We start from the raw sequence: 25049 nt of genomic DNA, 5'->3' as shown, positions 1-25049 counted from the left end.
ACCATTCCGCTGCCGTTCCGACGATACTGAAAAAGCGCCGTTATTGGATTGTGAGCCGATTTCCAGTAAAATAGCGTGGTGATTTTTTGCCTTTTATCGGGAAAAAGATGATGAAACAACCGGAAATCGCTATAATAAGCGCGGCCGTGAGGGCTTATATGGAGTCCGAGGGCGGTATTGTTCTACCGCGGGGTGACGCGCGCCTGAAGGCCGTTGTCGCTACCGCCGTAGCTGCCTATATGGATACGGAAAACGCCGCCGTTTAAAGGGGGAATTATGCCGGCTAAACCACTGAAGATAACTGACTTGACGCTGCGTGACGGACACCAGTCACTGATGGCTACCAGGATGAGCACCGAGGATATCCTGGGTATCGTAGCCGACATGGACAAGGCGGGTTTCTATTCCCTGGAAGTATGGGGCGGGGCCACCTTTGACGTGCCCATCCGCTTTCTGAATGAAGACCCCTGGGAAAGACTGCGCCAGATTAAAAAGCAGGCCCCGAACACGCCTCTGCAAATGCTGCTGCGCGGGCAGAACCTGGTGGGATACCGCAATTACGCTGATGACGTGGTGACCGCGTTTGTAGAGCACGCCGCCGACTGCGGGGTAGATATTTTCCGCGTTTTTGACGCCGTTAATGATGAGCGCAACTTCGAAACCGCTTTGAAGGCCATTAAATCCAAGGGCAAGCACGCCCAGCTGGCCATCAGCTATTCCCTGACCGAACGGAATATGGGCGGGCCGGTTTATCACCTGGATTATTATATTGAGAAAGCCCAGGCTTTTGAGGCCATGGGAGCCGACAGTTTCTGCATCAAGGATATGGCCGGGCTGATTTCGCCCAATGACGCCTACAGCCTGGTTAAGGCCTTGAAAAAAGCTATAAAAATACCGGTGCATTTCCACTCGCACTACACCAGCGGCATGGCTTCCATGAGTATGTACAAGGCGGTTGAGGCCGGAGCTGATATGGTTGATACCTGCCTGGCGCCTTTCGCGCTGCGCACCTCGCATCCGGCGGTAGAGCCTTTCGTAGCGGCGCTGGCCGGACAGTCCCGGGATACCGGGCTTGACCTGCACCAGCTGCTGAAACTGGGCGAATATTTTGAGACCGTAGGTCCCAAGTACCGGGACTTTATGGATAACACCAAGATGGCTGTTATTGACACCGCCGTGCTGGAGCACCAGGTACCCGGCGGCATGATCTCCAACCTGGTCAGTCAGCTGCGGGAAGCCGGCGCGCTTGACCGCATTGAAGAGGTATATGAGGAAATACCCCGCGTCCGCAAGGATATGGGCGTTCCGCCGCTGGTAACTCCGACCAGCCAAATTGTCGGCATCCAGGCGGTGCAGAACGTGCTTTTCGGCCGTTACAAGGTGATTTCATCCCAAGTCAAGGATTATTTCTACGGTCTTTACGGCCGCCCGCCGATGCCGGTTGACCCGGAAGTCCAGAAACTGGCCCTTGAGGGTTATGAACGCGGCGAGGAGCCGATTACCGTACGCCCCGCCGATGTCCTGGAACCGGAAATGGAAGCGGCTAAAGAAGCCACCAAGGATATTGCCAAGGACCTGGGTGACGTGCTGACCTACGCGCTCTATCCGCAGGTAGGCATGCGCTTCCTGAAATGGAAATACGGCCTGGAAGAGCCGCCCGAGGATATCAGGCCCAAGACGCTGGAAGATATTAAGCGTGAAGACGAGCTGGTGGCCAAGGCCAAGTCCGGGAAGCTGGTGGAGAAAGGTGCCGAACCAGCCGCTACCCCGACTCCGTCCGCGGCACCGGCACCGGCCGGTGGCTTACGCTATTTTTACGTTCACCTGGACAACCAGGTTTATCATGTCGGTGTAGAGGCCTCATCTGCCGGCAGCGCTCCGGCTGCCGCGCCGCCGCCCTCCGCTCCCCCGCCGGCAGCCTCCGGCCAGAAGCCGGCCGAAGCGGAAAAATCAGCCGAGGCGCCGCAAACGGCCGAGAAGGCTCAACCCAAGAAAGAGGAGTCCGCACCCAAGTCCTCCGGCGGTACGCCGCCGGCTGACGGCGAAGGGGTCACGGCGCCCATGCCGGGAGTCATCATCCGCTATGAAGTGGAGAAAGGCGCCCAGGTAAAATCCGGTGATACCGTAGTGGTGCTGGAGGCGATGAAGATGGCTATTGACCTGCCGGCTCCGGTTGATGGTACCGTGGTGGAAATTCGCTATGATATTGGTGACCGTGTTTCCCGGGACGATGTGCTGGCGGTAGTCAAGCCTTAGCGAGCGCTCTTTAAAAAGGCGAAATCCGTTCTGCCGCGGTTGCGGTGCCGGCTGTTTGTCTTTGTCTGTATGGCTTGGTAAAAACCGGAAATAACTGTCCAAAAAATTAAAAATCAGGATTTATTACTTATGGGAAAAACACTGGCTCAAAAAATACTCTCCGCTAAGACAGGCGGCGACGTAAAACCGGGCGACATCATAGTTTCACCGGTTGACTGGGCGCTGGTGCAAGATACCACCGGGCCGCTGACCGTCCGTGAATTTTTGGACCTGGGGCTGCCGAAGCTGGCCAATCCGTCGCACACCATCCTTTTTATCGACCACGCCGCTCCTTCGCCCCAGAAACAGCTTTCCTGCGACCACACCTTTCTGCGCAAGTTCGCCGCGGATTACGGCGCGGTGCTGTCCGATGTCGGCGAGGGCGTCTGCCACCAGATAATGGCGGAAAAATACGCCCGGCCGGGCGACGTTATCGTCGGGGCTGATTCTCACACGGTAACCGCCGGCGGGCTGGGAGCCTTTGCTACCGGCATGGGTTCCTCCGACGTGGCCGCGGCCTTTGGCCTGGGCAAGACCTGGTTCCGGGTGCCGGAGACCTTTTTCATCCGGCTGACCGGAAGTTTTCAGCCCAACGTTTCCGCCAAGGATTTGATACTGCACCTCATCGGAATGATCGGCGCTGACGGGGCGACCTATAAAGCGCTGGAATTCGGCGGCGAGGGAGTGGCCGCCATGCCGGTTACTGACCGGCTTACGGTGGCCAACATGGCGGTGGAAGCCGGCGCCAAGGTGGGGCTCTTCCCCTCAGACGAACTGACCCGCCGGTACCTGGAAGGACTGGGCCGCGGCGGTGACTACCAGCCGCTTTCCGTTGATGCCGATACTGTCTATGAGAAGATTATTGATATTGATTTGTCACTGCTGGAGCCGACGGTGGCCAAGCCGCATACAGTGGATAATACCGCCACTGCCCGTCAGCTGAAGGATATAAAGGTTGACCAGGTGTTCATCGGCACCTGTACCAACGGCCGTCTGTCGGACCTGCAGGAAGCGGCCCGGATTCTGAAAGGCAAGCGGCGCCATCCGGGCACCCGGCTACTGGTAGCTCCCGCCTCGCCGCAGGTGCTGCTGGCCGGTATGAAACTGGGCTACATACAGACGCTGATTGAGGCCGGAGCGGTTATTCTGCCGCCCGGCTGCGCCGGATGCCTGGGCGTTCACCAGGGCGTATTGGGCGACGGCGAAGTTTGCCTGTCCACCGCCAACCGCAACTTCCTGGGGCGCATGGGTAATCCGGAAGGCTTTATTTACCTGTCAAGTACAGCTACGGCGGCGGCTTCGGCTGTTACCGGGGTAATTACTGACCCGCGGGAGGTAGTGTAATGCTGAAAGGCAAGGCTTTTAAATTCGGCGATAATATATCCACCGACCTGATCGCGCCGGGGCGGCTGGTTCACCTGCGGAGCAATCTACCGGAGCTGGCCAAGCACGTTCTGGAGGATGCCGACCCCACCTTTGCTTCCCGGGTCAAACCCGGGGATTTCGTGGTCGGCGGCAGTAATTTCGGCCTGGGTTCCTCCCGGGAGCACGCCCCGGTAATTATCAAGATGGCCGGGGTTTCGGCGGTACTGGTCAAGTCTGTGGCCCGCATCTTTTTCCGCAATGCCATCAATGTCGGTCTGCCGGTACTGGTTTGCGATACCGACAAGATAAATGAGGGTGATGAGTTGGAAATAGACCTGGCTTCCGGCATCATCAGCAACACGACCAACGGTGAAACCATAAGTTCAAGCAAGATACCGGACGCCATGCTGGCCATCCTGAACGAGGGCGGCCTGAAACCGTATATCAGAAAACATGGTTATTTCAAGATATAATAAAGGCTGTACTCGCCGAGCCGCGGCTCATTGCAGCCTGATAATTAAGGAGTAATATGATTCACAACGTAACTTTGATTCCCGGCGACGGCATCGGGCCGGAAATATCTGAAGCCACACGGCGGGTACTGGAAGCCACCGGCGTTCGCTTCAACTGGGAAGTAGTCCATGCCGGCACTGACGTCATTGAAGAGTTCGGTACGCCGCTGCCGGACCACGTACTGGATTCCATCAAGCGGAATAAAACGGCCATTAAAGGGCCCATTACCACACCGGTCGGGTCCGGTTTCCGTAGTGTCAACGTGGCCATCCGCAAGGCGCTGGACCTGTACACCTGTCTGCGTCCCTGCAAGAGCTATCCCGGTGTGCCTTCGCGTTACCGCGACATCGACCTGGTAATCGTGCGGGAGAACATGGAAGACCTTTATGCCGGTATTGAGTTTGAGCGCGGTACTGACTGGGCGGAAAAGCTCAAGGGGCTGCTGCGGGACAAGGGTGAAAAACAGATCCGGGATGACGCCGGTTTCTCCATAAAGATGATTTCCGAAACCGGCACGCGGCGCATCGTTAAATTCGCCTTTGAATACGCCCGTCGCTATAACAGGAAAAAGGTTACCGCGGTGCATAAGGCCAATATCCTGAAATTCTCCGACGGCCTGTTTCTATCGGTGGCCCGCGAAGTAGCCAAGGATTATCCTGATATCGAATTTGAAGACCGCATCGTGGATAATATGAGTATGCAGCTGGTCAGGAATCCGGCGCAGTTTGACGTGGCTGTCTGCCCCAATCTCTACGGCGATATACTTTCAGACCTGTGCGCCGGTCTTATCGGCGGCCTGGGAGTGGCGCCCGGCGGCAATATCGGTGATGAATATGCGGTATTTGAGCCGACCCACGGCAGCGCCCCCAAGTATAAGGGACAGAACAAGGTCAACCCGATGGCGATGATGCTGTCCGGCGTGCTGATGCTGCGACACTTAAATGAATTTGATGCCGCCGACCGGATGGAAGCAGCTATTGCCGCGGTTATTGCCGAAGGCCAGAGCGTTACCTATGACCTGGCGGCTGAGGGGGTTGCTCCGGCAGGAACCTCAGAAGTAGCTGATGCCATAATCAACAAGATGGACCAGGGTAAATAGGATGAAAATCACTGTTGTCGGCGCCGGCAATGTAGGCGCTACGCTGGCTCAAAGGCTCATCGAAAAAGATTTTGCCGACATCGCCCTGGTTGACGTGGTCGAGGGAATCCCCCAGGGCAAGACGCTGGATATGCGGCAGTCGGCTAATGTAATCGGCTTTACCCACAGGCTGGTTGGTTCCAATTCTTACGAGGTAACCGCCGGCTCTGACATGGTGGTTATCACCGCCGGCATCGCCCGCAAGCCGGGTATGACCCGGGAAGAACTATTAGGCATCAACGCCAAGATTATACGGGAGGTGATGCAGAAGTCACTAGCCTTGTCGCCGGAGGCGGTGTTTATCATTGTTACCAACCCGGTTGACGCCATGACTTACCTGGCGCTTAAGACCAGCGGTCTGCCGCGGGAGCGGGTTTTCGGTCTTTCCGGGGTGCTGGACGGCGGCCGCCTGGCGGCTTTCCTGGCCGAGGAATTCGACGTTGCCGCTGCCGAGGTTTTTCCCTGCGTAATGGGGGAGCACGGCAGCAACATGGTGGTTTTACCCCGTTTCACCACGGTACAGGGCAAGCCCATGTCCGACCTGATGGATAAACCAAAACAGAGGTCCTTTATCGAGCGTACCGTCAACGGCGGCGCGGAGATAGTTGGCTACCTGAAAACCGGCTCGGCTTTTTACGCGCCTTCAGCCTCAGTGGCTTATATGATTGATGCCGTGGTCAACGATTCCAGCGTCCAGATGAACTGCGCTACGCTGCTGGAGGGAGAGTACGGCTTGTCCGATGTGGTGGCCGGCGTGCCGGTCAGGCTTGGCGCCGGAGGTATCCAGGAAGTTATTGAACTGGCGCTGAATGCCGAGGAGGTCTCAGCGCTGGAGGTCTCCGCTGCGGCGGTACGCCAGACCGTGGAACTGCTTGAGCTTTAGTCTGCCGGATAATGGCAAACCACCCAATGACAGCCGCACCCTGACTGGCTTATAATTACCCCATGCGTGAAATTCAAGCCTCGGAAATTACCCGAATCGTAGCTCGACTGGCAGAAGAAGCCAATTATGAAATAAGCTCCGACGTGATGGTCGCCCTGGACCGGGCCGGCAGTATTGAGCGCTCTCAGCTGGGACGGGAGTTACTTGATATCCTGACAGAGAACGCCAACCGGGCGCCGGAACTTCGCCGGCCGCTGTGCCAGGATACCGGTGTGGCGGTGGTCTTTCTGGACATCGGCCAGGAGGTTCACATTGCTGGTGGTGACCTGGAAGAGGCGGTAACCGAGGGTGTGCGCCGGGGGTATCGCCAGGGTTATCTGCGCCGGTCGATGGTCAGCAAACCTTTTACGGAAAGAACCAATACCGGTGATAATACACCGCCGGTGCTGCATTATCGTATAGTGCCCGGCGACCGGGTTAAGGTGAGCCTGATGGCCAAAGGCTCCGGGGCGGAAAACATGAGCCGCCTGTGTATGCTCAAACCGGCTGAAGGCCGGGAAGGCATTATCGAAGCCGCGGTAAAAACGGTTACCGATGCCGGAGGCAAGGCCTGTCCGCCGCTGATTGTCGGTATCGGCATCGGCGGTACGGCGGAAGCCTGCATGCTGCTGGCCAAGCGCGCGCTTCTGCGCAAAGTCGGCCAGCCGTCTCCAAATTCTGATGAAGCGGCACTGGAACAGGAAATATTAAACCGGGTAAATCAGCTGGGCATCGGCCCGCTGGGCCTGGGTGGTACGGTTACCGCCCTGGCGGTTCATGTAATAAGTATGCCGTGCCATATTGCTAGTCTGCCGGTGGCAGTCAATTTGCAGTGCCACAGTGCCCGGCACCGGGAGGAGATACTGTGAAGCAGCCCTGGCGTGAATTAGAACTGCCCCTTTCCGGGGATACCATCACCGGACTCAAGGCCGGTGATAAGCTGATGCTTTCCGGTACCATCTACGCTGCCCGTGACGCGGCACACCGGCGATTTATTGAAGCGCTTGACCGGGGTGAATCACTGCCGGTTGACCTGGCATCTGCGCTCATTTACTACATGGGGCCGACTCCCGCTCGGCCGGGCAGCGTCATCGGTGCCTGCGGACCCACCACCAGCGCCAGGATGGACCGCTACACGCCGCGACTGATAAGCCAAGGACTGCGCTTAATGATGGGCAAGGGCAACCGTTCCGCTGAAGTGGTGGCCGCTATTAAGCAGTACGGGGCCGTCTACCTGGCTACTGTCGGCGGGGCCGGGGCGCTGCTTTCGGTCAGGGTTAAAAGCGCCGAAGCGGTGGCCTATGAAGAACTCGGCGCCGAGGCAGTGTTGAGGCTTGAAGTTGAGCGTTTTCCGGCCGTGGTGGCCGTTGACGCCCGGGGTAATGATCTATTCAACACCGGGCCTAAGCAGTATCAAACCAGCAGCAGGGAGGTCTGATATGGATTGTATTTTTTGCAAAATAGCCGCCGGGGACGTGCCTTCGGAAATATTACATAAAGATGACAAAGTGGTGGCTTTCAGGGATATATCTCCCCAGGCTCCGGTGCATATACTACTTATTCCGGTGCGGCATTTCAGCAATCTTACCGAACTGCAGAATGGTGATTATGAAATAGTGGCTCATATTTTTAAAATTGCCAGTCAGCTGGCCCGGCAGGAGGGCATTTCCGAAAGAGGCTACCGCGTAGCCGTCAATTCCGGCCAGGAAGGCGGGCAGGTGGTTGGCCATGTGCATTTTCACCTGCTGGGCGGTCGGCAGCTTTCCGGAGAACTGGGATAGCGGATAAAACGTGTCTGATAAGGATATAAGTTACCAGGAAGGCTTTCAGCCCGGTTACCTCGGCCGCATGGTTCAGCTGCAGGGTGAGCACTATGACGTGTTTCACGCCGTACCCGGCATGAATTTTGAAGTGATGATGGCCCGGCAGCTTTGTGAATTTCATGAGCAATATGATGCCCAGCGTGACCTGCTGCTGACCGCTCATGCCGGAAACCGGCTGGTGGGTTATCTTGCCGTGGTAGGCAGTCAGCAGTACCGCCCCGGCGCCCGTTTGCGCTGGTTTATGGTTGAGGCAGACTACCGCGGCGAGGGCATCGGACGGGAGCTGCTCCGCCGTGCCCTGGAATTTTGCCGCCGACTGGGCTTCAAATCAGTCTGGTTGTGGACGGTGGAGCAGCTGGAAACCGCTCGGCGGCTGTATGATGAGGCGGGTTTTGAGTATATTGCCGACAGCAGCATAGATATTCCGGAACAGGGACTGATAATGGAGCTGCGGCTTGTCTGAAGACATAAAACAGGGCATCAAGGCTGCCATGCCTATTGTCCTGGGCTACCTGCCGGTGGGCATGGCTTACGGGGTGCTCGCCAGGGCGGCCGGATTATCCACCCTGGAAACGGCCGGAATGAGCGTTTTTGTTTTTGCCGGGGCGTCACAGTTTATCGCCGTCAGTATGCTGGGAGCCGGCGCGGCCGCTTTCCCGATTATTTTAACCACTTTTATCGTAAATTCACGGCACGTGCTGATGACTTCCGCCCTGGCGCGCTATTTCAAGGGGCTGCCGCTGCGCAAGGTAGTGCCGCTTTCCGGCAAAGTAACTGACGAGTCTTTCGCCGTAGCCATGGCTGATACCTCGCTGATTGCCGGCCGTCCGAATTACCTGATGGCACTGCAGATGACGGCCTATTCTTCATGGATTACCGGCTCCGTCATCGGGGCGCTGTTCGGTTCCATCATCGACAGCAATTCTTACGGCATACCCTTTGCCATGACGGCGCTTTTCATCTGCCTGCTGGTGATGCAAGTGAGAAACCGGGTGCATATCATTGTGGCCGCGGTAGCCGGTGTACTGGCACTGAGTTTTCATGGCCTGCTACCCAATAATCTTCACATCATCATTGCCGCGGTGGGCGCGTCGGCGGCCGGCCTGTGGCTTTCGCGGCAGCGGGGAGCGGTTTCCCGACCCTGGAAAGAAGAGGACGGCAGGTAATGCGCCCGGAGATACTGCTGATTATAGTGGGCATGGCCGCGGTAACCTTCATCCCGCGTTTCCTGCCCATGGCTTTTATGAGTCGATTGAAGGTGCCGGGGCAGCTGAGCATCTTCCTGGAATATGTGCCGGTAGCGGTGCTGGCGGCCCTGGTGTTCCCGGCTGTTTTTGCCGCGGAAGGTGAAGGTCTCAGCCTGGAACCGCAGCTCCTGGTACCGGCGGCTGCGGTACTGCTTTTTTCCTACAGGATGCGTAATCTGTGGGGCGCGGTACTGCTGGGGATGGCGGTGTACTGGGCGCTGAGTTTGCTTGTTTAATTATTGATTTAAGTTCCGCGCAGGGTCATTACAGCGGTAATTATACTGCCGATAAGCAGCGCGGCGGATAACACCACACCCAGCCACAGCGTAACATAGGAAACGTTGGAAACGGCAATGGCGATGAAGCTGATGAAGGCGATGAAAGGCAGGGCGCGGCCGGCCAGCGGAACGGTGAAAGACCGGTGCAGCAGCAGTAAGGCAATGCCCGCGGCCAGGAAGGCAAAACCGGCTATCATCACACCGACGAGCGCCAGCGGGTCCTCTCCTCCGATCACCTGGAGCAGAGTGGCCAGGGTGATGACCAGCCAGGTAACGAAAAAGACATTGATGGCGGTGAAGACTACTGACTTTACTGACCAGTTCATGCTAAGTCCGGAAGAAATATTCGATGATTGATCCCTGGACTGCGGTTACCAGGCCCAGGGCGATAATTACTACCCCGCCTTCCGCCTCCAGCATAGCCATGAATACTCCGATCAGAAAGACAATAACACCCAGCCATCTGAACTGTCTGCCGACGCTGTTGAATTTCTGTTCCATGCAGCAGGCTCCTTTACAGTAGTGTGCGTTCTTGTAGTTTATTACCGGCTTTGCCTGCTGTCAATTTATTTACCGTCGCGGCCGGAGAGTAAAAAAGGGGGCACGAAAATAAATATCGTGCCCCCATTGCTTAAGTATTATTTGGGCAGTCCGCGGACAGCCGGCAGTTCAGTAGTCCTGCTTTTAAACAAGATTGCGTGGCTTAGGTGTTCCAGACGCTAGACGCCGCGACTTCAGGCTCAATACCGACATCGTCCAGGCCTTCTTCAAGCTCCTCGCAGCCGGCAGCCATTAGAGCGGTACCGATAAGGCCCAGTACCAGAAGGGAAACGATGAAAAAATTCTTGATATTCTTCATAAAATGCCTCCATTAAGTTATTGCGCCGGCAATTTTCCGCACCTGTTCCAGGAGAGAGGTTTTTTTATGAGTTTTTCAGAAACCGCGAACTGCAAGGGGTTGCTGGAGGGTTGCGGGAAACAGCCAGCGTATGGTGTTATTTTACAAAGCTCTTGCCGGGCTGTCAATGACTCAGCGGCAAACGTTGGCAGCGGAAGCTAGGAATTATCAAGGTAAAACAGCAGTCCGGCGATGCTCTTGCTGTCGGCTATGACGCCGGTTTTAATCATCCGCCGCACATCGTCCGAGGAGGCTTTGACCAAAGTAATCTCCTCGGTGTCTTCAGCCACCAATCGGGCCGGGTTCAGTTCCGCGGCCAGGAAAAGATACAATCTTTCAGTCGAATAGCCGGGAGCCGAATAAAATTCGGTCAGAAGCTCTACGTTGTTCGGGTAATAGCCGGTCTCTTCCTGCATCTCGCGTCGGACCGCGTCTTCCGGGGATTCCCCGTCTTCAATGCCGCCGGCCGGTACTTCCAGCAGTTCAGAGGCAACAGCGTGGCGGTACTGCCTTACCAACAGAAACTCACCGTTTTTATCAACGGCAACAATGGCCACGGCATGCGGGTATTCCACCACGTCCCATTGTTTCCTGGTGCCGTCGGCCTGGGTTACGATGTCCTGGCGTACGGTGATGACCTTGCCCCGGAAGACGGTGCGTTGTTCCGTTTTTCCGGTATCAGGCACCGGCCGGCACCGCCGCGGTGTGGTATATCATGGCTGATTCATCGCAGTCCGGGAACTTGGGGCAGCGGTAGCATTCTCCCCAGACCTTGTGCGGCAGTTCCTTCTTTTCCACCAGTTTGAAGCCGCAGGTACCGAAGAACTCCGGCTGGTAGGTCAGGCAGAATACGGTGGTAATACCCAGTGATGCCGCCTCATCCAGGCAGGCATTGACCAGGAGTGTACCCAGCTTGCGGCGGCGGTGTTCGGCTTCTACCGCCAGCGATTTGACCTCGGCCAGGTCAGCCCAGCTGATGTGCAGCGCGGCACAGGCCAGTATCCTTTCGCCTTCACGGACTACAAAAAAATCACGGATATTTTCGTATATTTCGGACAGCGGGCGGGCCAGCATCTGGCCGTTGTCCGCCTGTGAATTAACCAGCTTGTGAATCTGCTTGGCTTCTTTGATAGTGGCTTTCTGGACATCCATTATGTTCGGTTCCCCTTAAGTTTTTGGTCGGTTTTAGTATAAAAAGAGTCCGGATTGCTCAGCCGCAGGAAATGCAGCCGGTGCCGGCTGGTGCTGACGCTGATGGCGTCGCCGGTGGCCAGCGGCAGGTTGATATGCCCGTCAATGCACATGGTGGCCTGGTGATTGGTGCTGATCTTTAGGAAGATGGTTTTGTCGGTGGGAACTACTAGTGAATAACTGCGGCCCAGGTGCGGCAGGATGGGTGTAAGCAGTATTTCCGGGGACTGGGGATGCATCACCGGCCCGCCGGCGGCAAAGTTGTAACCGGTGGAGCCGGTGGCGGTGGCGGTAATAACGCCGTCGCCGTGGTACGCGGCGTAGCGGGCATTGCCTACATGGCACTCCACGCTGATGATGCGGGCGATGCCGCCGCGGGCGGCTACCATGTCGTTGACGGCGAAGAATTGCTGTTTATGGCCCTGTTTATGGTCAAGCGGCTGGAATTCAACTTCCAGCACAGTGCGATAGTCACTCCAGCCTTCTCCGTCCAGTATCCGCGGCAGCAGTTCCAGTGCCTCAGCGGCGGGCAGTTCAGTTAAAAAGCCGAGTTTCCCCAGGTTGACGCTGGTAATGGGTATGTCCAGCGGCAAAGCCGCCTGGGCGGCGCGGAGTATAGTGCCGTCACCGCCGGCGGTGATGATTAGGTCGGTGCCGTCCATCTGGTCTTTGAGTTTCTGGCTGTCCCAGGCTGAAGTCATCCAGTGCCCGGCTCCGGCGGCTTTCAAATAATCAGCTATTTTTTTACCCAGTTCAAGGGCTGCTTTGTTAAGCGGGTGATATATAATGCCGATACGTTTAAAATTCATGAATGTATCCCGATAAAAATGAGTGTAACACCGGTTAAACGGGGTGTCAAAGCGGTATTAACGCCGCCGGGACAGGATGATGAAGGCGATGCCCAAAGCGACCACCCCGATGCCGATCAGGGAAAAGACGGTGATATCCGGCTGACTCATCATGTAGCCGATAACCATGGTGGCTCCGCCGGCCAGCATGACCAGCACGCCGAGAAGCTGCAGCTGGGGATATTTAACGGACGAACGAGTCCGGGGGGCGGAAGATGATGAAGAAGCGGGCTTGGCGGCACGCTCCGACTGGGCGGCCTCTTCCCTCTGGCGTTTTACTTCCTGGGTTACGGATTTCATCCGGCTGGCGCCGACCAGTATCAGTATCACGGCGACAACCAGCAGCAGTTCACCCGGTCCGATTCTCATAAATTATTGACTCATCAGTTTAGATTAGGAATATTAAGGCTAATGATAGCATAAACAACGCTGAAAAGGTAATGCTTTTTTAGTCATTTAAACTTTTATGCCGCCTTTTTCCCGAATGGGACCGAAGGCGGCGGGTTTTGACATCACCGCCGGCGATGGGATAATCTTAACTCATGGAACGCGTTCCGGTAAGTCAGCTCAAGGACATGGCGGGTTATGAACTGCCGGAACTGGGTTTCGCCATTGAAAAAAGCGTGGTGACTAAATTCACCGCCGCTGTAGGTGACCAAAACCCCCGCTGGCAGAGCGAGGCTCCGCCGTCGCTGGTGCCGGCACTGGGTTTCGACCGGATTTATGAAATGCTGGCGTCTTCTGACCAGATCGCGGTACTCCACGGGGCCACCGAGGTGGAATTTTATCTGCCGGTGCTGGTCGGGGATACCATAAAAATGAAGTCCAGGATTGCCTCAGCCCGGGAGCGGCGTTCGGTCAACGGAATTACGGTATTTGTTAATTTTGATATTGAATACCTTAATCAAGCGGGGGAAAAGGCGGCGTTCTGCCGACAGACGGCGCTGGTGACGCATAATGGCTGATAAATTGAATTTTGAAGGTATTGTCACCGGTATGGAAATTCCGTCGCTGACCAAGCGCCCGACACCGCGTCAGCTGGTGATGTACGCTGGTGCTTCCGGTGATTATAATCCCATTCACTATGACCGCGACGCCGCGGCGTCGCGGGGATTGCCCGGAATAGTGGTGCACGGCCAACTGGTCAGCGCCTGTCTGATGCAGCTGCTGACCGACTGGCTGGGAGAAGCCGGTTCAATAAGTAAATTTTCGGTCAGTTACCGGGCGATGACCTTTCCCGGCGAGGATTTTGTCTGCCGCGGCGTGATAAGCGGCAAGTCCGATGACGGTGACGGCCGGGTCAGTCTCAACGTGTGGACAGAAAATCCCCGGGGTGAAAAAACGGTCACCGGCAAAGCCACGGTAGTCATCAGCCGCTGATATTTCTTCCTGTTAGTCGCGCGCTGATTGACACTCTGCCCAACCGCCGTTAAACTTAAATTATCCCCCCTATAAAAGGAATAAACATGCCTGATATTAACCATACAGCCCAGCACTTGAGCGGCAAGCTGGGTCGCTATCGTGCCGATCACATAGAAATTCACCTGGAAGAAACCGAAGCCAGCGCCATCAGTTACCGCGGCCGGGAGATGGAAACAGCCACCCGAACCCGGGATTCCGGCGGTAATGTAAGAGCGCTGGTCAACGGCGGATGGGGTTTTGCCAGCTTCAATTCACTCGACGGCCTTGAAAAACGCATTGAGCAGGCGGTAGAACAGGCCAGGCTGGCCGGGGCGGGACGCAGTCAGCTTTCCACTCTTCCGGCGGTGGAGGCAACTGTTGCCATTGATAAAGCCCATGACCCCAGGCTGGTCAGCCTGGCGGATAAGAAAACGCTACTGGATGAATATAATGAAGCCCTCTGGGCGGTTGACGGACTGCAGACCAGCGTCATCGGCTACGGAGACAGTTATCGTCGCTCCGTTCTGCTCAATTCCGAAGGCAGCTTCATCAGCCAGGAGAGGGCTGATATCACCCTCCGTATAAACGCGGTGGCCGCTTCCGGCGGCGAGGTCCAGCAGTCCGGGGTTTCCCTGGGCTCCCGTGGTGATTTCAATGCCATCCGGGGACTGCACCAGCAGGCCAGGGATACGGCCGAACGCGCCAAAGAATTGCTTGCCGCTCCCCAGGTTAAAGGCGGCGAATACACCGTAGTGCTGGATCCGGTGCTGGCCGGGGTTTTCGTCCATGAGGCCTTCGGCCATTTGTCGGAAGCCGACCACATCTATGAAAACCCCCAGATGAAAGAAATCATGGTACTGGGACGCCGCTTCGGCGGCGAGCATCTCAATATAATTGATGACGCCACCATGCCGGACCTCCGCGGCAGTTACGCCTATGACGATGAAGGCACACCCGGGCAGCGGGTGCATTTAATCCGTGAGGGAGAATTGGTCGGACGGCTGCATTCCCGGGAGACAGCGGCCAAGATGAATGAAGCGCCCACCGGCAGCGCCCGGTCTATTTCCTTCCGTCATGAACCGATAGTGCGCATGAGCAATACCTATATTGAACCCCGGGATACCACTTTTGAGCAGATGATCGGCGATATAAAAGAAGGTATTTACGCCCGCAACTGGTACGGCGGCACCACTTCAATGGAGATGTTCACCTTCTCCGCCGGAGAAGCCTATATGATACGCAACGGCCGAGTTGAGGAACTGGTTCGGCCTGTGGTGCTGTCCGGCAACGTGTTTGAAACGCTTCAGCGTATTGACGCTATCGGCAACGACCTGGATATGAACCAGGGCGGCGGCTGCGGCAAGGGCGGACAGTCGCCGCTGGCGGTTTCCAACGGCTCGCCCCACATCCGTATTCAACCCTGCCTGATAGGAGGCCGTTAGTTACATGGAAAACCGATTTGAGATCTTGCTGGAGAAAGCATCCGCTTCAGCCGAGCAGGCGGACCTGTTTATTGTCGAAAAAGAAGAAACCCAGGTGGATTTTGAAGCCAACAGACTGAAAGGACTGCAGGCCAAGCAGAGTACTGTGTTAACACTGCGTCTTATCAAGGAAGGACGCCTGGGGCTGGCGGTAAGTACCCGGCCTGATGATGACGAGAAACTGCTGGAGATGGCCCTGGAGACGGCCCGCTACGGGCAGCCGGTGGATTACCAGATGCCCGGCCCGCAGTCTTATGCTGACCTTGATATCTGGGACGGTTCGGTACCGGAGGTGGCTACCGCGGACATGGTAGCCATGGGTGAACACATGATTGGCTCAGTCACAGAACGTTACCCCGATGTTATGTGCGATGCCGGAGTGGAGACCGCCCGGGCATTGGTGCGACTGCTGAATTCCCGCGGCGGCTCGGCCTCCTACCATAAAACGATCATGGCCGCCGGAGTCCAGGGAACCCGGGTGCGGGGGACAGATATGCTGTTCGTCGGTGACGGTGAGGATGACTGCCGGGTTATTTCCGGTACCGAGACCATAATTAACAACGTGCTGACCCAGCTGGAGCGGGCGGAAACCAATATCGCCGTCAGGTCCGCTGAAATGCCGGTGCTTTTTACCCCATCCGGTGTGGGCAGCGCTTTCATGCCGGCGCTGGCCTCGGCACTGAACGGCAAGACGGTTCTGGAAGGCGCTTCGCCGCTGGCTCAGAAAATGGGCGAGCAGGTGTTTGATGAACGTCTTTCAATCTACGATGATGCCCTTATCCCCTGGCGTCCTTCTTCCCAGCCCTGTGATGATGAGGGCGTGCCCGGACGTCGTACGCCGCTGGTGGAAAATGGGCGCGTAGCCGGCTTTTATTATGATTTAAAGACTGCCGCTCGGGCGGGTAAGGAAAGTACCGGCAATGGGTCCCGGGGACGCGGCGGCGCGCCGTCTCCGGCGCTGAACGCGCTGGTGGTCACCCCCGGGGATGTTACTTTTGAAGCACTGCTGGCTGATATGAAAGAAGGATTGGTGGTGGAGTACCTGATGGGTGCCGAACAGGGCAACGTCATGGGGGGTGATTTTTCCGGCAATGTGCTCTTAGGTTATAAAGTAGAAAATGGTAAAATAGTGGGGCGGGTTAAGGATACGGTAATTGCCGGAAACGTCTATAAACTGCTGAAAAACATTACCGCGGCGTCTGACGCGCGCTGGGAGGGCAATCTGAATACGCCTTCCTTCTTCTGCCCCAGGGTGTCCGTAGCTGCAAAATAGCCAGTCCATTCCCGGCCGCGCCAAAGTCTGTGAATTCCCCGGAGGGATGATACTTTTGAAAAATCTAGTTAAAGTCATAGCACGCCCCAAGCTGAAAGAACCGTACATGCTGGCCGCCTGGCCGGGTATTGCCAATGTAGCCCTGATTGTCGGAACTTTCCTGGCTCACAAGCTGACTCCCAAGCCGCTGGCGGAGATAATAGCGCCCCACTTTTTTGATCCCATTGGCGTGCTGGTGCAGAATAACCTGGTGGAATCACCGCAGTTTCCGGAAAGCAGGTTTTTTTACTGGAAAAATAAGCCCGGCAAGCGGGACCTGATACTTTTTTTGGGCGATGACCAGCCGCAGAGCAAGACCTATGAGCTGGCGCACAGCGTTATTGACGTGGCTGAACGCTTCGGCGTTAAGCGGATTTACACTTGCGCCGCTGCCCTCACCCGCATCCATCACTCCGAACAGCCCAAGGTATGGGGCGCCGCCACCACTCCTGAACTGATTGAAGAGATTAAATCCCGCCAGCTGGTGCTGGGGGGTAATCTGCAGATATCCGGTTTGAACGGCCTGCTCCTGGGAGTGGCTAAAGACCGCAGGATGGATGCCATGTGTCTGCTGGGAGAAGTTCCCCATTATGCTTCCCGCTTTCCCAATCCGACCGCCGCCCTGGCGATTGCCGAGGTGCTGCTGGAAATGCTGGATATTGATGTTGAGCTTGATGAACTTAAAGAGCAGGCGGTGGAAGCCAGTGGCCGCCTGAAGCAGATGGCGGCTGAGGCGATGGGGGATTATATTGATTACTTCACCGAACCCATTTGGGAAAGCGGCAATGAATACGGTGAGGAGGATGAAGATGGAGAAGCCGGATCACAAAACTGAATCAGCAGAGCCTACTTTCAGCGGTGTGCTTTCCAGGCTTGGAGAAAATGACGCCGGGCTTACCAATACGGAAATTGCCGCTCTAAGCAAAGCCTCGCCGGATGACGCTGTCCTTTTTGAAAAATACTGGGTGGATATCGGGGCGGAGCGCAAGGCCCATATCCTGGGACGCATGCTGGAACTGGCTGACGATGATGCCACGCTGGATTTCAGCCCCCTTTACCGTCGCATGTCATCGGACAACCTGGCGGCGGTGCGCAGCGGCGCTGTAAAGGGCTTGTGGGAGGCTGAAGACCCGTCAATGATACGGCTAATGATACCCATTATGGAATCTGACCCCGATGAAGGGGTGCGGGCCGCGGCCGCTGAAACGCTGGGCAAGTTCGCGCTGCTGGCTGAACACGAAAAACTCAGCGAGGAAATACGCGGTCTGCTGCTGGAAAAACTGCTGGAAGTTTACAATGACGCCGGAGAGCCCGATGAAGTACGCCGCCGGGCACTGGAATCCGTGTCTTACTTGTCCGAACCGGCAGTGGCTGAAGCTGTGGCCGAAGCTTATGATTCCGGTGATCCCGATATGCGCGCCAGCGCCATCTGCGCCGCCGGACGCAACCTGGACCCCCGGTGGCTGGATATGCTGCTGGATGAACTGTCCAGTGATATCCCGGAAGTCCGTCACCAGGCCATTTTCGCCTGCGGTGAGTTTGAAGATGAATCAGCGGTGCCGCAGCTTATAAGCCTGACCCGGGACGCTGACGCCCAGATACGGTTGGCCTCGGTCAACGCGCTGGGTAAAATCGGCGGAGCTGAAGCAGAACGTCATTTGCGGGAGTTGGCGGATAGCGGTGATGAGGCGATGGCGGAACTGGCCGGGGCAGTGCTGGAAGACATGGTTTCCGATGATGAAATCATGGAGATTCTGTCCAATGACGCTGAATCCAGGGGTCTGAAATAGCGGCCGCGGAAATTAAAAAAACTTAAAATATATATTTACTGAGCTGCTGTTTCCGCTTGTTTACGATTGAGAAATCGGCCGCATCCGCACCCCAAGCCTTGACACGCTATTGTCGGCTGTGATATTATCTCTATTCGTCAGCGATTGACGAGGCACCTTAACAACTGAATAGCGGAAGGAAAAATAAGCCAATTTTATTGCAGCGTAAATTCTTTTTTTAAATAGCTTGGAGAGTTTGATCCTGGCTCAGGATGAACGCTAGCGGCGCGCCTTATGCATGCAAGTCGAACGGTCCTTCGCAAGAAGGATAGTGGCAGACGGGTGAGTAATAGATAAGTAACCTGCCCTTAAGTGGGGGATAACACTCCGAAAGGAGTGCTAATACCGCATGTGGTGCTCTTTCACAAGGAGGATCACTAAAGTCGCAAGACGCTTGAGGAGGGGCTTGTCTCCGATTAGCTTGTTGGTGGGGTAACGGCCTACCAAGGCTATGATCGGTAGCTGGTCTGAGAGGATGGTCAGCCACACTGGAACTGAGACACGGTCCAGACTCCTACGGGAGGCAGCAGCAAGGAATCTTGGGCAATGGGCGAAAGCCTGACCCAGCGACGCCGCGTGAGGGATGACGGCCTTCGGGTTGTAAACCTCTTTTCTCAGGGAAGAATAATGACGGTACCTGAGGAATAAGTCTCGGCTAACTACGTGCCAGCAGCCGCGGTAATACGTAGGAGGCGAGCGTTATCCGGATTTATTGGGCGTAAAGTGGGCGTAGGTGGTCTTTCAAGTCGGATGTGAAATCTCCCGGCTCAACTGGGAGCGGTCATCCGATACTGTTGGACTTGAGTATGGCAGGAGAAAACGGAATTCCCGGTGTAGTGGTGAAATGCGTAGATATCGGGAGGAACACCAGAGGCGAAGGCGGTTTTCTAGGCCAAAACTGACACTGAGGCCCGAAAGCGTGGGGAGCGAACAGGATTAGATACCCTGGTAGTCCACGCCCTAAACACTGGATACTAGGTATAGGGAGTATCGACCCTCTCTGTGCCGAAGCTAACGCTTTAAGTATCCCGCCTGGGGAGTACGGTCGCAAGACTAAAACTCAAAGGAATTGACGGGGGCCCGCACAAGCAGCGGAGCGTGTGGTTTAATTCGATGCTACACGAAGAACCTCACCAGGGCTTGACATGTTAGAAGTAGTGAACCGAAAGGGGATCCACCTGTCAAGTCAGGAGCTATCACAGGTGCTGCATGGCTGTCGTCAGCTCGTGCCGTGAGGTGTATGGTTAAGTCCTGCAACGAGCGCAACCCTTATTGCTAGTTATATTCTCTAGCGATACTGCCTCGCAAAACGGGGAGGAAGGTGGGGATGACGTCAAGTCAGCATGGCCTTTATGCCCTGGGCTACACACACGCTACAATGGGCGGTACAATGGGTTGCCACCGGGTGACCGGGAGCTAATCCCCAAAACCGTCCTCAGTTCGGATTGCAGGCTGAAACTCGCCTGCATGAAGTCGGAGTTGCTAGTAAACGCGTGTCAGCATAGCGCGTTGAATACGTTCTCGGGCCTTGTACACACCGCCCGTCACGTCATGAAAGTTGGTAACACCTGAAGTCGATAGGCTAACCCGCAAGGGAGGCAGTCGCCCAAGGTGGGACTGATGATTGGGACGAAGTCGTAACAAGGTAGCCGTAGCGGAAGCTGCGGCTGGATCACCTCCTTTCTAAGGAGATTGAGAGCTTCGGTTCTCCACTCCTAGGTCGATCTTCGGCGCAAGCCGGAGTCTTTATTGGTAGACCTTTCCTTCCGCTATTCAGAGGTTAAGGTGAAACTTTTTATGAACAAAAAAAACGGCGTGGCAGTAATGTCACGCCGCTTGATTTTAGAGGCTTCACTGGGTTAGAATAACCTTCGTTCGTTTCCATCCCCCGGGCCATTAGCTCAGTTGGTTAGAGCGCGGTCCTGATAAGACCGAGGTCCCTGGTTCGAGACCAGGATGGCCCACCATCTAACATAGAAGAATCTCTTTTCGTTTTCGCATTTATTCCTTTAATTAATTATCCTTCCTTAACTTCATTTTAGAACCGCGTTTTTGAAAAAATTATTGCATAATACCAACTATGGAGTTTTCCATGTCGGTTAAAAGGAACAAGATACTACTGTATAATCTGCTCGCCCTGGCAATTATTGCTGCGGCGCTGGCGGTGTTTGATGCTTCTTTAGAATTGGGCAATTTTCATGGCATGGTATTTTCCCTTTATCTCGCTTACGCCACTGCTTTGTTCGTTATAGTCAATCTGATATTGGCTTTAATCTACTGGCGAAAAAGGGAAGTGGAAAAGCGAAAAGGTTTCCTGTCCGCCGCGTCGGTGGTAGCTATTGCCGGAGCTTTCGCGGCGTATTTTCTAGGCCCGCTGTTTTAAGAATCCACTTTTTTGATCAATATGCCCTGAACGACAGAAAATTCAACCTTGATGGTTGTAAAGAATCGTTATTAGTTTTCATCAAGCGGCAGCTTGACGATAAACTCCGCGCCGTTATCAGGTTCACTTTTGGCTTCGATAGTTCCGCCATGCTCCATGATGATGGTGCGGGAAATGGAAAGACCCAGGCCGGTGCCTTCACCCGGTTCCTTGGTGGTAAAGAACGGGTTGTATAACTTGGATAGGGCATCCGGAGAAAGGCCATGTCCGTCATCTTTGAATGAGATGAGAATAAAGCCGTTCTCTTGTTTGGTGGATATAGTCAGAGTGCCCCGTCCGTGAGCCTTTTTCATGGCGTGCTCAGCATTGACCAGCAGGTTCATGAATACCTGCTGCAGCTGTCCTGGGTCGGCGGTTATCCACGGCAGACCGGCGGCAAACTCTTTTTTCACCTTGATGCTGTTTGTTTCTAACACATACTGCCGGAATTCCAGGGTGGCGTTGATAACTTCATGAACGTCCAGCCTGGTCCGAAAGGGCTTGGTCTGGCGGGCGAAAGACAGCATGCGGGATACTATTTCCTTGATCCTGATGCTGCCGTCATTGATAATGCCGACCTGTTCTTTTACATCCGACGGCAGGTCCTGTTCATACAGCAACTGAGAAAAGCCGATGACGCCGGTCAGCGGATTGTTGATTTCATGGGCGATTCCTGCGGCCATTTCTCCTACTGTAGCCAGCCGGGCCGCTACCTCAGCCTTGTCCCGCAGGTGTTCCTGCTCTTCTTCCATCTTCTTGCGCTGGGTAATATCCTTGAATATATGGACAGCCCCGATGATATCACCCTGGTCATCAAATAGGGGCGACAGGGCGCACTCAAGATGTTTCCGCAGGGTGGGTTCGAATATTTCGTGGCTGCAGGTCTGGTTTTCGGTCACAACCTGGTCAAAAGTGCACTGCGGGTGAGGATCAAGCAGGTTATGGACAACTTCATGACATAAAACGCCCACCAGGTCTTTGGGTTCCCGGCCGAAGGCCTCGGCAAAGGCTTTGTTGACTTTGATAATCCGGCGGTCACGCCCGATTATGGCGATCATGTCGGTGATGGAATCGAAAGTCGCCCGCCATTCTTCAGCCGCCTTTCTCAGAGCCAGCTGGTAGTGCTTGCGGGCGGCAATATCTTCATTAATGGCCAGCATACTGCGCAGCGAAGTGGAGGCAAGCAACCCCAGGCCCTGTATCAGGTACAGGTCTGACGGCAGGAACTCCTGTTTGGATGATTTGGGAGACAGGAAAAGATAACCTATACGCCGGTCTCCTGCGGTAAGCGGCACCATGAAAGCTGCCCTGGGTTCAATATCTGAAACAGGTTTCGGAAAAACACTTTTATCGTCGGGCTGCCGGTTAATAAAGCTCAGTAAGTTTCGCTGTACTGATGACTGAGCCATTTCACCGACCGCTGATACTGACTGGAACTTTGACGGCTCCAGGCTAACGAACAGCCCGGCTCCATCGAGCCCCATGGTTTTAACTGACGCTGTGGTTATCATTGACGCCGCGGTTTCAATGTCGTTAATCCGGTTGAGAGAGTCACCCAGGTCCTTGAGCACCGCCCGATAGTCGTACCTGTCCTTATAAAACACTCGGTCAACATTCTTTTCCGCCCAGTTTTTTATTGGTCCGAACAGCCATGTGGCCAGTGCTCCCAGGGCTACGGAGATAAGAACTGTTTCGGTGGCGGTGATTGGCTGCCTAAGGCTCAAAACCAGGCTGATGGCAATCGTCAGGATAATAGCCATCACCAAGGTAATAAGACCGAAAACCGCCCCGCGCCGCAGGTGAATGTCAATGTCCAGGAGCTTTTCCGCGATAACAGCCTCACCCATGGAAAGAGGGATGAAGGCAACAAAAAGTATGCTGAAACTGGCCGGCATCACGTTGGCGCCCTCAAAGGCCGCCGGCAGGACGCTAAGGGCAACGAACGGCACAATGGCCGCCAGACCACCGATCATCACAATTTTCATCTGCTGGCGGGTTTGAAGCGTGGTTGCCCTAACAAAATTAATGATGACCACAGCAGCTACAGCCAGCAGCCCTATTCCATAGCCGGTAAGGCGTACCAGCCGGAAGTCCTGAAGCGGCTGACCATCGGCGAAACCGATAAAGGAATACAGGAAATGGTTATAACGGCCGGCACGTAGATGAGGTAAATCCATCGGCTCTGGCGCAGCCAGGCGCGTTCCTCGGGCAGGACCAGGAAGAAATGCAGCAGCAGCCAGGGTCCGATGGTGGCGGCAACAGCTGCTATATGAATCGCAATTGTAAGAGATCTTTCAGATGCCATATTAGCGCTCAAAGCAAGACCAAAGGCAAGTGAGCAAAGCAGTAGAAGGATGGCTGGCTGTTTATCCGGGCGTTTAAAAAATACAAAAAAACCAACAATCCAGAATATAATACATACGAGAGCCCATATAGCTAATTCAGCTAAAGTCTGGTTGGATGGCGTACTGTTGTTAATATCAAATTCAATAATTCTGCCGTTGCCGGATTCAACGTTTATGCTTTCTATTATGTTTCCCATCACGAATTCGACAGTTTCATACTTTTGTAAAGAAATAAGTGGTGATTTATTATTTACTGATATAACTTGATCTCCTGAATGAATTCCTGATTGGTAGGCGGCTCCATTAGGATCAACACTTTCGACGAACCATTCCTCGCCGTTATATGTGAGGAAAACACCCGTATATGGTTTTGATATGCTACTGAGAAAGAAAAACAAAGAAACAAACAGAATAACCATCGCTATGGCAGCAATAAAGATATGCTGTTTTTTAGGATTGCTATTACTTAAGGAATAGTTGTCTTTTTTCTTATTTATCATGTTCGTCTTGGTTCTTGGATTCCAATAGGAATTTCAAACGTGAAATATTTGAACCACTCTTGCCAATTTTTGCGAGTGACTCCATGGCTTCTTGTTTATAGTGTTCCTGCGTCACTGTGGCATGGTAGATGGCACCGCTACTATACAACAGTTCTTTAACGCTTTGATTGGTAGTATCACTGCATTGCGTTGCTTCAATGAAACGCCGTATTTTGTCCCGTATCTGTTCATCGGGCGAATTCAAGATAAAAACAAACGGCAGGGTAATGTTTTTATGATTAATATCCCGACCGTTTGCGATTCCCTGTACATCATTGGCCAGTTGAGCTGCCATGCCTATATTATATCCAAATTCATGAAACAGCCTAATAACTTCGGGTTCAGCTTCAGCAGCCAAAGCTCCCAGGTGGCAAGCACATTCGAACTGGGATGCTGATTTCAAACCAATAATTTCCATATAGCTGTCTTCATTCAACGAGATATCTTTAGCTGCTCCCAAATCATAATGCTGACCAATGCAGGCGGTTAGAAAATAGCTGTTGAGTCGGTTGAAAGCTTGCATAGCTATTCTGTCACTGGAAGATTGTTTAGACAACCTACCAATTGATCGTTCTGCCAGTATAATCAGCGTGGTAGCTGCGTTGATAGTTAAAGCGGCACCATATTTGCCGCAAATAGAATCTGGGGCATCATCATCTTCCAGATCGTCAAAAACATCGCCAGCTGCCATCATAAACTGCATGGCTGCTCCAGCGGGAACAGCTGGTTTAAAGTTACCGCAAATGCTTTCGCACACCAATAAAGGCAACAGATGCAATGATGAGCCTGTTGATGCCTCGGAATTGAGCCCTCGCCTTTTTACTGAGAGGGCTTCCTCCAATATTGATAGCAGACTGGAATTATCATCTAAATCAGATAAAACTGATTCAATTTCTTCACGTAATACAATGGTCTGCTGTTTTTGCCACTTAGGTGGTGTTTCGAATATATCGCGAAACATTCAGGTCGATATTGTAGCTAAACCCAACTTGCCATAGGCCCATAGGCAGTATAATTACTGGCTGATCCAGGGCATGACAATTCCATCATGGCGTGCTTGCTCATGACAGCTTTTTTCTCAGTTTCAGTCAGTTTGAACTGGGACATGACTGTTTCGGGGTTGGAAATGAACTGTTCCTTGATTTTCTCATCGCTGAAAAGCTTTTGGGCAAACTTGGAAAGGGAACTACTCTGCATAACAA

30 protein-coding genes, 1 tRNA gene and 1 rRNA gene are annotated in these 25049 nt (G+C 54.4%); 21 read left to right on the top strand and 11 right to left on the bottom strand.

Annotated elements, in window-relative coordinates; translation table 11 throughout:
• Nucleotides 1-107 precede the first annotated feature (107 nt).
• From ACZ48S_RS06700 to ACZ48S_RS06645, 12 genes are all read left to right on the top strand, one after another.
• Nucleotides 108-266 (top strand): hypothetical protein, encoded by a 159-nt coding sequence (locus ACZ48S_RS06700; RefSeq protein ID WP_464211930.1) that lies wholly within the window; start codon nucleotides 108-110, stop codon nucleotides 264-266.
• A 10-nt stretch (nucleotides 267-276) separates the two neighbouring features.
• Nucleotides 277-2256 (top strand): pyruvate carboxylase subunit B, encoded by a 1980-nt coding sequence (locus ACZ48S_RS06695; protein ID WP_464211928.1) that lies wholly within the window; start codon nucleotides 277-279, stop codon nucleotides 2254-2256.
• Between the two features lie 129 nt (nucleotides 2257-2385).
• Nucleotides 2386-3639 carry a 3-isopropylmalate dehydratase large subunit gene (locus tag ACZ48S_RS06690; protein WP_464211926.1) on the top strand — a complete coding sequence of 418 codons (1254 nt, stop codon included), beginning with the start codon at nucleotides 2386-2388 and terminating at the stop codon, nucleotides 3637-3639.
• A complete protein-coding gene (locus tag ACZ48S_RS06685) occupies nucleotides 3639-4133 on the top strand; it encodes a 3-isopropylmalate dehydratase small subunit (RefSeq protein WP_464211924.1) in 495 nt (164 codons plus the stop codon). The genes ACZ48S_RS06690 and ACZ48S_RS06685 overlap by 1 nt, the downstream gene beginning before the upstream one ends.
• Before the next feature lie 56 nt (nucleotides 4134-4189).
• The gene (locus tag ACZ48S_RS06680; RefSeq protein ID WP_464211922.1) at nucleotides 4190-5272 is read left to right on the top strand and encodes an isocitrate/isopropylmalate dehydrogenase family protein; all 1083 of its coding nucleotides are present in this window, start codon (nucleotides 4190-4192) and stop codon (nucleotides 5270-5272) included.
• Between the two features lies 1 nt (nucleotide 5273).
• Nucleotides 5274-6194 (top strand): malate dehydrogenase, encoded by a 921-nt coding sequence (mdh, locus tag ACZ48S_RS06675; RefSeq protein WP_464211920.1) that lies wholly within the window; start codon nucleotides 5274-5276, stop codon nucleotides 6192-6194.
• 62 nt (nucleotides 6195-6256) lie between these two features.
• Entirely contained in the window at nucleotides 6257-7102 is an 846-nt protein-coding gene (locus tag ACZ48S_RS06670) for a fumarate hydratase (RefSeq protein WP_464211918.1), read from the top strand.
• Nucleotides 7099-7671 (top strand): Fe-S-containing hydro-lyase, encoded by a 573-nt coding sequence (locus ACZ48S_RS06665; protein ID WP_464211916.1) that lies wholly within the window; start codon nucleotides 7099-7101, stop codon nucleotides 7669-7671. Before ACZ48S_RS06670 ends, ACZ48S_RS06665 begins: the two co-directional genes overlap by 4 nt.
• A 1-nt stretch (nucleotide 7672) precedes the next feature.
• Complete coding sequence (locus ACZ48S_RS06660) at nucleotides 7673-8014, top strand: histidine triad nucleotide-binding protein (protein WP_464211914.1); 342 nt, start codon at nucleotides 7673-7675, stop codon at nucleotides 8012-8014.
• 10 nt (nucleotides 8015-8024) lie between these two features.
• A complete protein-coding gene (locus ACZ48S_RS06655) occupies nucleotides 8025-8519 on the top strand; it encodes a GNAT family N-acetyltransferase (protein ID WP_464211912.1) in 495 nt (164 codons plus the stop codon).
• The gene (locus ACZ48S_RS06650; RefSeq protein ID WP_464211910.1) at nucleotides 8512-9222 is read left to right on the top strand and encodes an AzlC family ABC transporter permease; all 711 of its coding nucleotides are present in this window, start codon (nucleotides 8512-8514) and stop codon (nucleotides 9220-9222) included. The genes ACZ48S_RS06655 and ACZ48S_RS06650 overlap by 8 nt, the downstream gene beginning before the upstream one ends.
• Complete coding sequence (locus tag ACZ48S_RS06645) at nucleotides 9222-9539, top strand: AzlD domain-containing protein (RefSeq protein ID WP_464211908.1); 318 nt, start codon at nucleotides 9222-9224, stop codon at nucleotides 9537-9539. The genes ACZ48S_RS06650 and ACZ48S_RS06645 overlap by 1 nt, the downstream gene beginning before the upstream one ends.
• An 8-nt stretch (nucleotides 9540-9547) precedes the next feature.
• Here the strand turns inward: ACZ48S_RS06645 and ACZ48S_RS06640 are convergent, their stop codons facing one another.
• From ACZ48S_RS06640 to ACZ48S_RS06610, 7 genes are all read right to left on the bottom strand, one after another.
• A complete protein-coding gene (locus tag ACZ48S_RS06640; protein WP_464211906.1) occupies nucleotides 9548-9907 on the bottom strand; it encodes a hypothetical protein in 360 nt (119 codons plus the stop codon).
• 1 nt (nucleotide 9908) lies between these two features.
• Nucleotides 9909-10082, bottom strand: coding sequence for a hypothetical protein (locus tag ACZ48S_RS06635; protein WP_464211904.1), 174 nt, complete (start codon nucleotides 10080-10082; stop codon nucleotides 9909-9911).
• A 202-nt stretch (nucleotides 10083-10284) separates the two neighbouring features.
• Nucleotides 10285-10440 (bottom strand): hypothetical protein, encoded by a 156-nt coding sequence (locus ACZ48S_RS06630; protein WP_464211902.1) that lies wholly within the window; start codon nucleotides 10438-10440, stop codon nucleotides 10285-10287.
• Nucleotides 10441-10637: 197 nt separating this feature from the next.
• Nucleotides 10638-11165 carry an NUDIX hydrolase gene (locus tag ACZ48S_RS06625; RefSeq protein WP_464211900.1) on the bottom strand — a complete coding sequence of 176 codons (528 nt, stop codon included), beginning with the start codon at nucleotides 11163-11165 and terminating at the stop codon, nucleotides 10638-10640.
• Entirely contained in the window at nucleotides 11158-11631 is a 474-nt protein-coding gene (locus tag ACZ48S_RS06620) for an N-acetyltransferase (protein WP_464211898.1), read from the bottom strand. Before ACZ48S_RS06620 ends, ACZ48S_RS06625 begins: the two co-directional genes overlap by 8 nt.
• Nucleotides 11631-12479, bottom strand: coding sequence for an NAD(+)/NADH kinase (locus tag ACZ48S_RS06615; protein WP_464211896.1), 849 nt, complete (start codon nucleotides 12477-12479; stop codon nucleotides 11631-11633). The genes ACZ48S_RS06620 and ACZ48S_RS06615 overlap by 1 nt, the downstream gene beginning before the upstream one ends.
• 57 nt (nucleotides 12480-12536) lie before the next feature.
• Nucleotides 12537-12887, bottom strand: coding sequence for a twin-arginine translocase TatA/TatE family subunit (locus ACZ48S_RS06610; protein WP_464211894.1), 351 nt, complete (start codon nucleotides 12885-12887; stop codon nucleotides 12537-12539).
• Between the two features lie 173 nt (nucleotides 12888-13060).
• Here ACZ48S_RS06610 and ACZ48S_RS06605 point away from each other — a divergent pair, with 173 nt between their 5' ends.
• The 9 genes from ACZ48S_RS06605 (at nucleotide 13061) to ACZ48S_RS06565 (ending at nucleotide 20924) form a co-directional block, all read left to right on the top strand.
• Nucleotides 13061-13483, top strand: coding sequence for an FAS1-like dehydratase domain-containing protein (locus ACZ48S_RS06605; protein ID WP_464211892.1), 423 nt, complete (start codon nucleotides 13061-13063; stop codon nucleotides 13481-13483).
• Nucleotides 13476-13898 carry a MaoC/PaaZ C-terminal domain-containing protein gene (locus tag ACZ48S_RS06600; protein ID WP_464211890.1) on the top strand — a complete coding sequence of 141 codons (423 nt, stop codon included), beginning with the start codon at nucleotides 13476-13478 and terminating at the stop codon, nucleotides 13896-13898. Before ACZ48S_RS06605 ends, ACZ48S_RS06600 begins: the two co-directional genes overlap by 8 nt.
• A gap of 86 nt (nucleotides 13899-13984) precedes the next feature.
• Nucleotides 13985-15361, top strand: coding sequence for a TldD/PmbA family protein (locus ACZ48S_RS06595; RefSeq protein ID WP_464211888.1), 1377 nt, complete (start codon nucleotides 13985-13987; stop codon nucleotides 15359-15361).
• A 4-nt stretch (nucleotides 15362-15365) separates the two neighbouring features.
• Nucleotides 15366-16673 (top strand): TldD/PmbA family protein, encoded by a 1308-nt coding sequence (locus ACZ48S_RS06590; RefSeq protein ID WP_464211886.1) that lies wholly within the window; start codon nucleotides 15366-15368, stop codon nucleotides 16671-16673.
• A gap of 55 nt (nucleotides 16674-16728) precedes the next feature.
• Nucleotides 16729-17547 carry a PAC2 family protein gene (locus ACZ48S_RS06585; protein ID WP_464211884.1) on the top strand — a complete coding sequence of 273 codons (819 nt, stop codon included), beginning with the start codon at nucleotides 16729-16731 and terminating at the stop codon, nucleotides 17545-17547.
• A complete protein-coding gene (locus ACZ48S_RS06580; protein WP_464211882.1) occupies nucleotides 17522-18502 on the top strand; it encodes a HEAT repeat domain-containing protein in 981 nt (326 codons plus the stop codon). The genes ACZ48S_RS06585 and ACZ48S_RS06580 overlap by 26 nt, the downstream gene beginning before the upstream one ends.
• 223 nt (nucleotides 18503-18725) lie before the next feature.
• Nucleotides 18726-20224: ribosomal RNA gene (locus ACZ48S_RS06575) — 16S ribosomal RNA — on the top strand.
• Nucleotides 20225-20431: 207 nt separating this feature from the next.
• A tRNA-Ile gene (locus tag ACZ48S_RS06570) sits at nucleotides 20432-20508 on the top strand.
• A 125-nt stretch (nucleotides 20509-20633) separates the two neighbouring features.
• Nucleotides 20634-20924 (top strand): hypothetical protein, encoded by a 291-nt coding sequence (locus ACZ48S_RS06565; RefSeq protein WP_464211880.1) that lies wholly within the window; start codon nucleotides 20634-20636, stop codon nucleotides 20922-20924.
• Between the two features lie 71 nt (nucleotides 20925-20995).
• Here the strand turns inward: ACZ48S_RS06565 and ACZ48S_RS06560 are convergent, their stop codons facing one another.
• From ACZ48S_RS06560 to ACZ48S_RS06545, 4 genes are all read right to left on the bottom strand, one after another.
• Nucleotides 20996-22123: a two-component system sensor histidine kinase NtrB gene (locus ACZ48S_RS06560; protein ID WP_464214578.1), complete on the bottom strand. Its 1128-nt coding sequence runs from the start codon at nucleotides 22121-22123 to the stop codon at nucleotides 20996-20998.
• Between the two features lie 896 nt (nucleotides 22124-23019).
• Nucleotides 23020-23808, bottom strand: coding sequence for a PDZ domain-containing protein (locus ACZ48S_RS06555; RefSeq protein ID WP_464211878.1), 789 nt, complete (start codon nucleotides 23806-23808; stop codon nucleotides 23020-23022).
• On the bottom strand, nucleotides 23798-24808 hold the full coding sequence (locus ACZ48S_RS06550; RefSeq protein ID WP_464211876.1) for a polyprenyl synthetase family protein: 1011 nt from the start codon (nucleotides 24806-24808) through the stop codon (nucleotides 23798-23800). Before ACZ48S_RS06550 ends, ACZ48S_RS06555 begins: the two co-directional genes overlap by 11 nt.
• Before the next feature lie 17 nt (nucleotides 24809-24825).
• The gene (locus ACZ48S_RS06545) at nucleotides 24826-25044 is read right to left on the bottom strand and encodes a hypothetical protein (protein WP_464211874.1); all 219 of its coding nucleotides are present in this window, start codon (nucleotides 25042-25044) and stop codon (nucleotides 24826-24828) included.
• Nucleotides 25045-25049: the final 5 nt, after the last annotated feature.

Source organism: Dehalogenimonas sp. NIT-SK1 (assembly GCF_055384165.1).
Note: the sequence above shows the minus strand (reverse complement) of the source record. Positions and strands in the feature narration are given on the sequence as shown.

What these genes read in the sequence shown, in the direction of transcription:
- ACZ48S_RS06700 (WP_464211930.1), top strand. Translation starts at nt 108, where the DNA reads ATGATGAAACAACCGGAAATCGCTATAATAAGCGCGGCCGTGAGGGCT.
- ACZ48S_RS06695 (WP_464211928.1), top strand. Translation starts at nt 277, where the DNA reads ATGCCGGCTAAACCACTGAAGATAACTGACTTGACGCTGCGTGACGGA.
- ACZ48S_RS06690 (WP_464211926.1), top strand. Translation starts at nt 2,386, where the DNA reads ATGGGAAAAACACTGGCTCAAAAAATACTCTCCGCTAAGACAGGCGGC.
- ACZ48S_RS06685 (WP_464211924.1), top strand. Translation starts at nt 3,639, where the DNA reads ATGCTGAAAGGCAAGGCTTTTAAATTCGGCGATAATATATCCACCGAC.
- ACZ48S_RS06680 (WP_464211922.1), top strand. Translation starts at nt 4,190, where the DNA reads ATGATTCACAACGTAACTTTGATTCCCGGCGACGGCATCGGGCCGGAA.
- mdh (WP_464211920.1), top strand. Translation starts at nt 5,274, where the DNA reads ATGAAAATCACTGTTGTCGGCGCCGGCAATGTAGGCGCTACGCTGGCT.
- ACZ48S_RS06670 (WP_464211918.1), top strand. Translation starts at nt 6,257, where the DNA reads ATGCGTGAAATTCAAGCCTCGGAAATTACCCGAATCGTAGCTCGACTG.
- ACZ48S_RS06660 (WP_464211914.1), top strand. Translation starts at nt 7,673, where the DNA reads ATGGATTGTATTTTTTGCAAAATAGCCGCCGGGGACGTGCCTTCGGAA.
- ACZ48S_RS06645 (WP_464211908.1), top strand. Translation starts at nt 9,222, where the DNA reads ATGCGCCCGGAGATACTGCTGATTATAGTGGGCATGGCCGCGGTAACC.
- ACZ48S_RS06640 (WP_464211906.1), bottom strand. Translation starts at nt 9,907, where the DNA reads ATGAACTGGTCAGTAAAGTCAGTAGTCTTCACCGCCATCAATGTCTTT.
- ACZ48S_RS06635 (WP_464211904.1), bottom strand. Translation starts at nt 10,082, where the DNA reads ATGGAACAGAAATTCAACAGCGTCGGCAGACAGTTCAGATGGCTGGGT.
- ACZ48S_RS06630 (WP_464211902.1), bottom strand. Translation starts at nt 10,440, where the DNA reads ATGAAGAATATCAAGAATTTTTTCATCGTTTCCCTTCTGGTACTGGGC.
- ACZ48S_RS06620 (WP_464211898.1), bottom strand. Translation starts at nt 11,631, where the DNA reads ATGGATGTCCAGAAAGCCACTATCAAAGAAGCCAAGCAGATTCACAAG.
- ACZ48S_RS06615 (WP_464211896.1), bottom strand. Translation starts at nt 12,479, where the DNA reads ATGAATTTTAAACGTATCGGCATTATATATCACCCGCTTAACAAAGCA.
- ACZ48S_RS06610 (WP_464211894.1), bottom strand. Translation starts at nt 12,887, where the DNA reads ATGAGAATCGGACCGGGTGAACTGCTGCTGGTTGTCGCCGTGATACTG.
- ACZ48S_RS06605 (WP_464211892.1), top strand. Translation starts at nt 13,061, where the DNA reads ATGGAACGCGTTCCGGTAAGTCAGCTCAAGGACATGGCGGGTTATGAA.
- ACZ48S_RS06600 (WP_464211890.1), top strand. Translation starts at nt 13,476, where the DNA reads ATGGCTGATAAATTGAATTTTGAAGGTATTGTCACCGGTATGGAAATT.
- ACZ48S_RS06595 (WP_464211888.1), top strand. Translation starts at nt 13,985, where the DNA reads ATGCCTGATATTAACCATACAGCCCAGCACTTGAGCGGCAAGCTGGGT.
- ACZ48S_RS06590 (WP_464211886.1), top strand. Translation starts at nt 15,366, where the DNA reads ATGGAAAACCGATTTGAGATCTTGCTGGAGAAAGCATCCGCTTCAGCC.
- ACZ48S_RS06580 (WP_464211882.1), top strand. Translation starts at nt 17,522, where the DNA reads ATGGAGAAGCCGGATCACAAAACTGAATCAGCAGAGCCTACTTTCAGC.
- ACZ48S_RS06565 (WP_464211880.1), top strand. Translation starts at nt 20,634, where the DNA reads ATGTCGGTTAAAAGGAACAAGATACTACTGTATAATCTGCTCGCCCTG.
- ACZ48S_RS06560 (WP_464214578.1), bottom strand. Translation starts at nt 22,123, where the DNA reads ATGCTGGCCATTAATGAAGATATTGCCGCCCGCAAGCACTACCAGCTG.
- ACZ48S_RS06555 (WP_464211878.1), bottom strand. Translation starts at nt 23,808, where the DNA reads ATGATAAATAAGAAAAAAGACAACTATTCCTTAAGTAATAGCAATCCT.
- ACZ48S_RS06550 (WP_464211876.1), bottom strand. Translation starts at nt 24,808, where the DNA reads ATGTTTCGCGATATATTCGAAACACCACCTAAGTGGCAAAAACAGCAG.
- ACZ48S_RS06545 (WP_464211874.1), bottom strand. Translation starts at nt 25,044, where the DNA reads ATGCAGAGTAGTTCCCTTTCCAAGTTTGCCCAAAAGCTTTTCAGCGAT.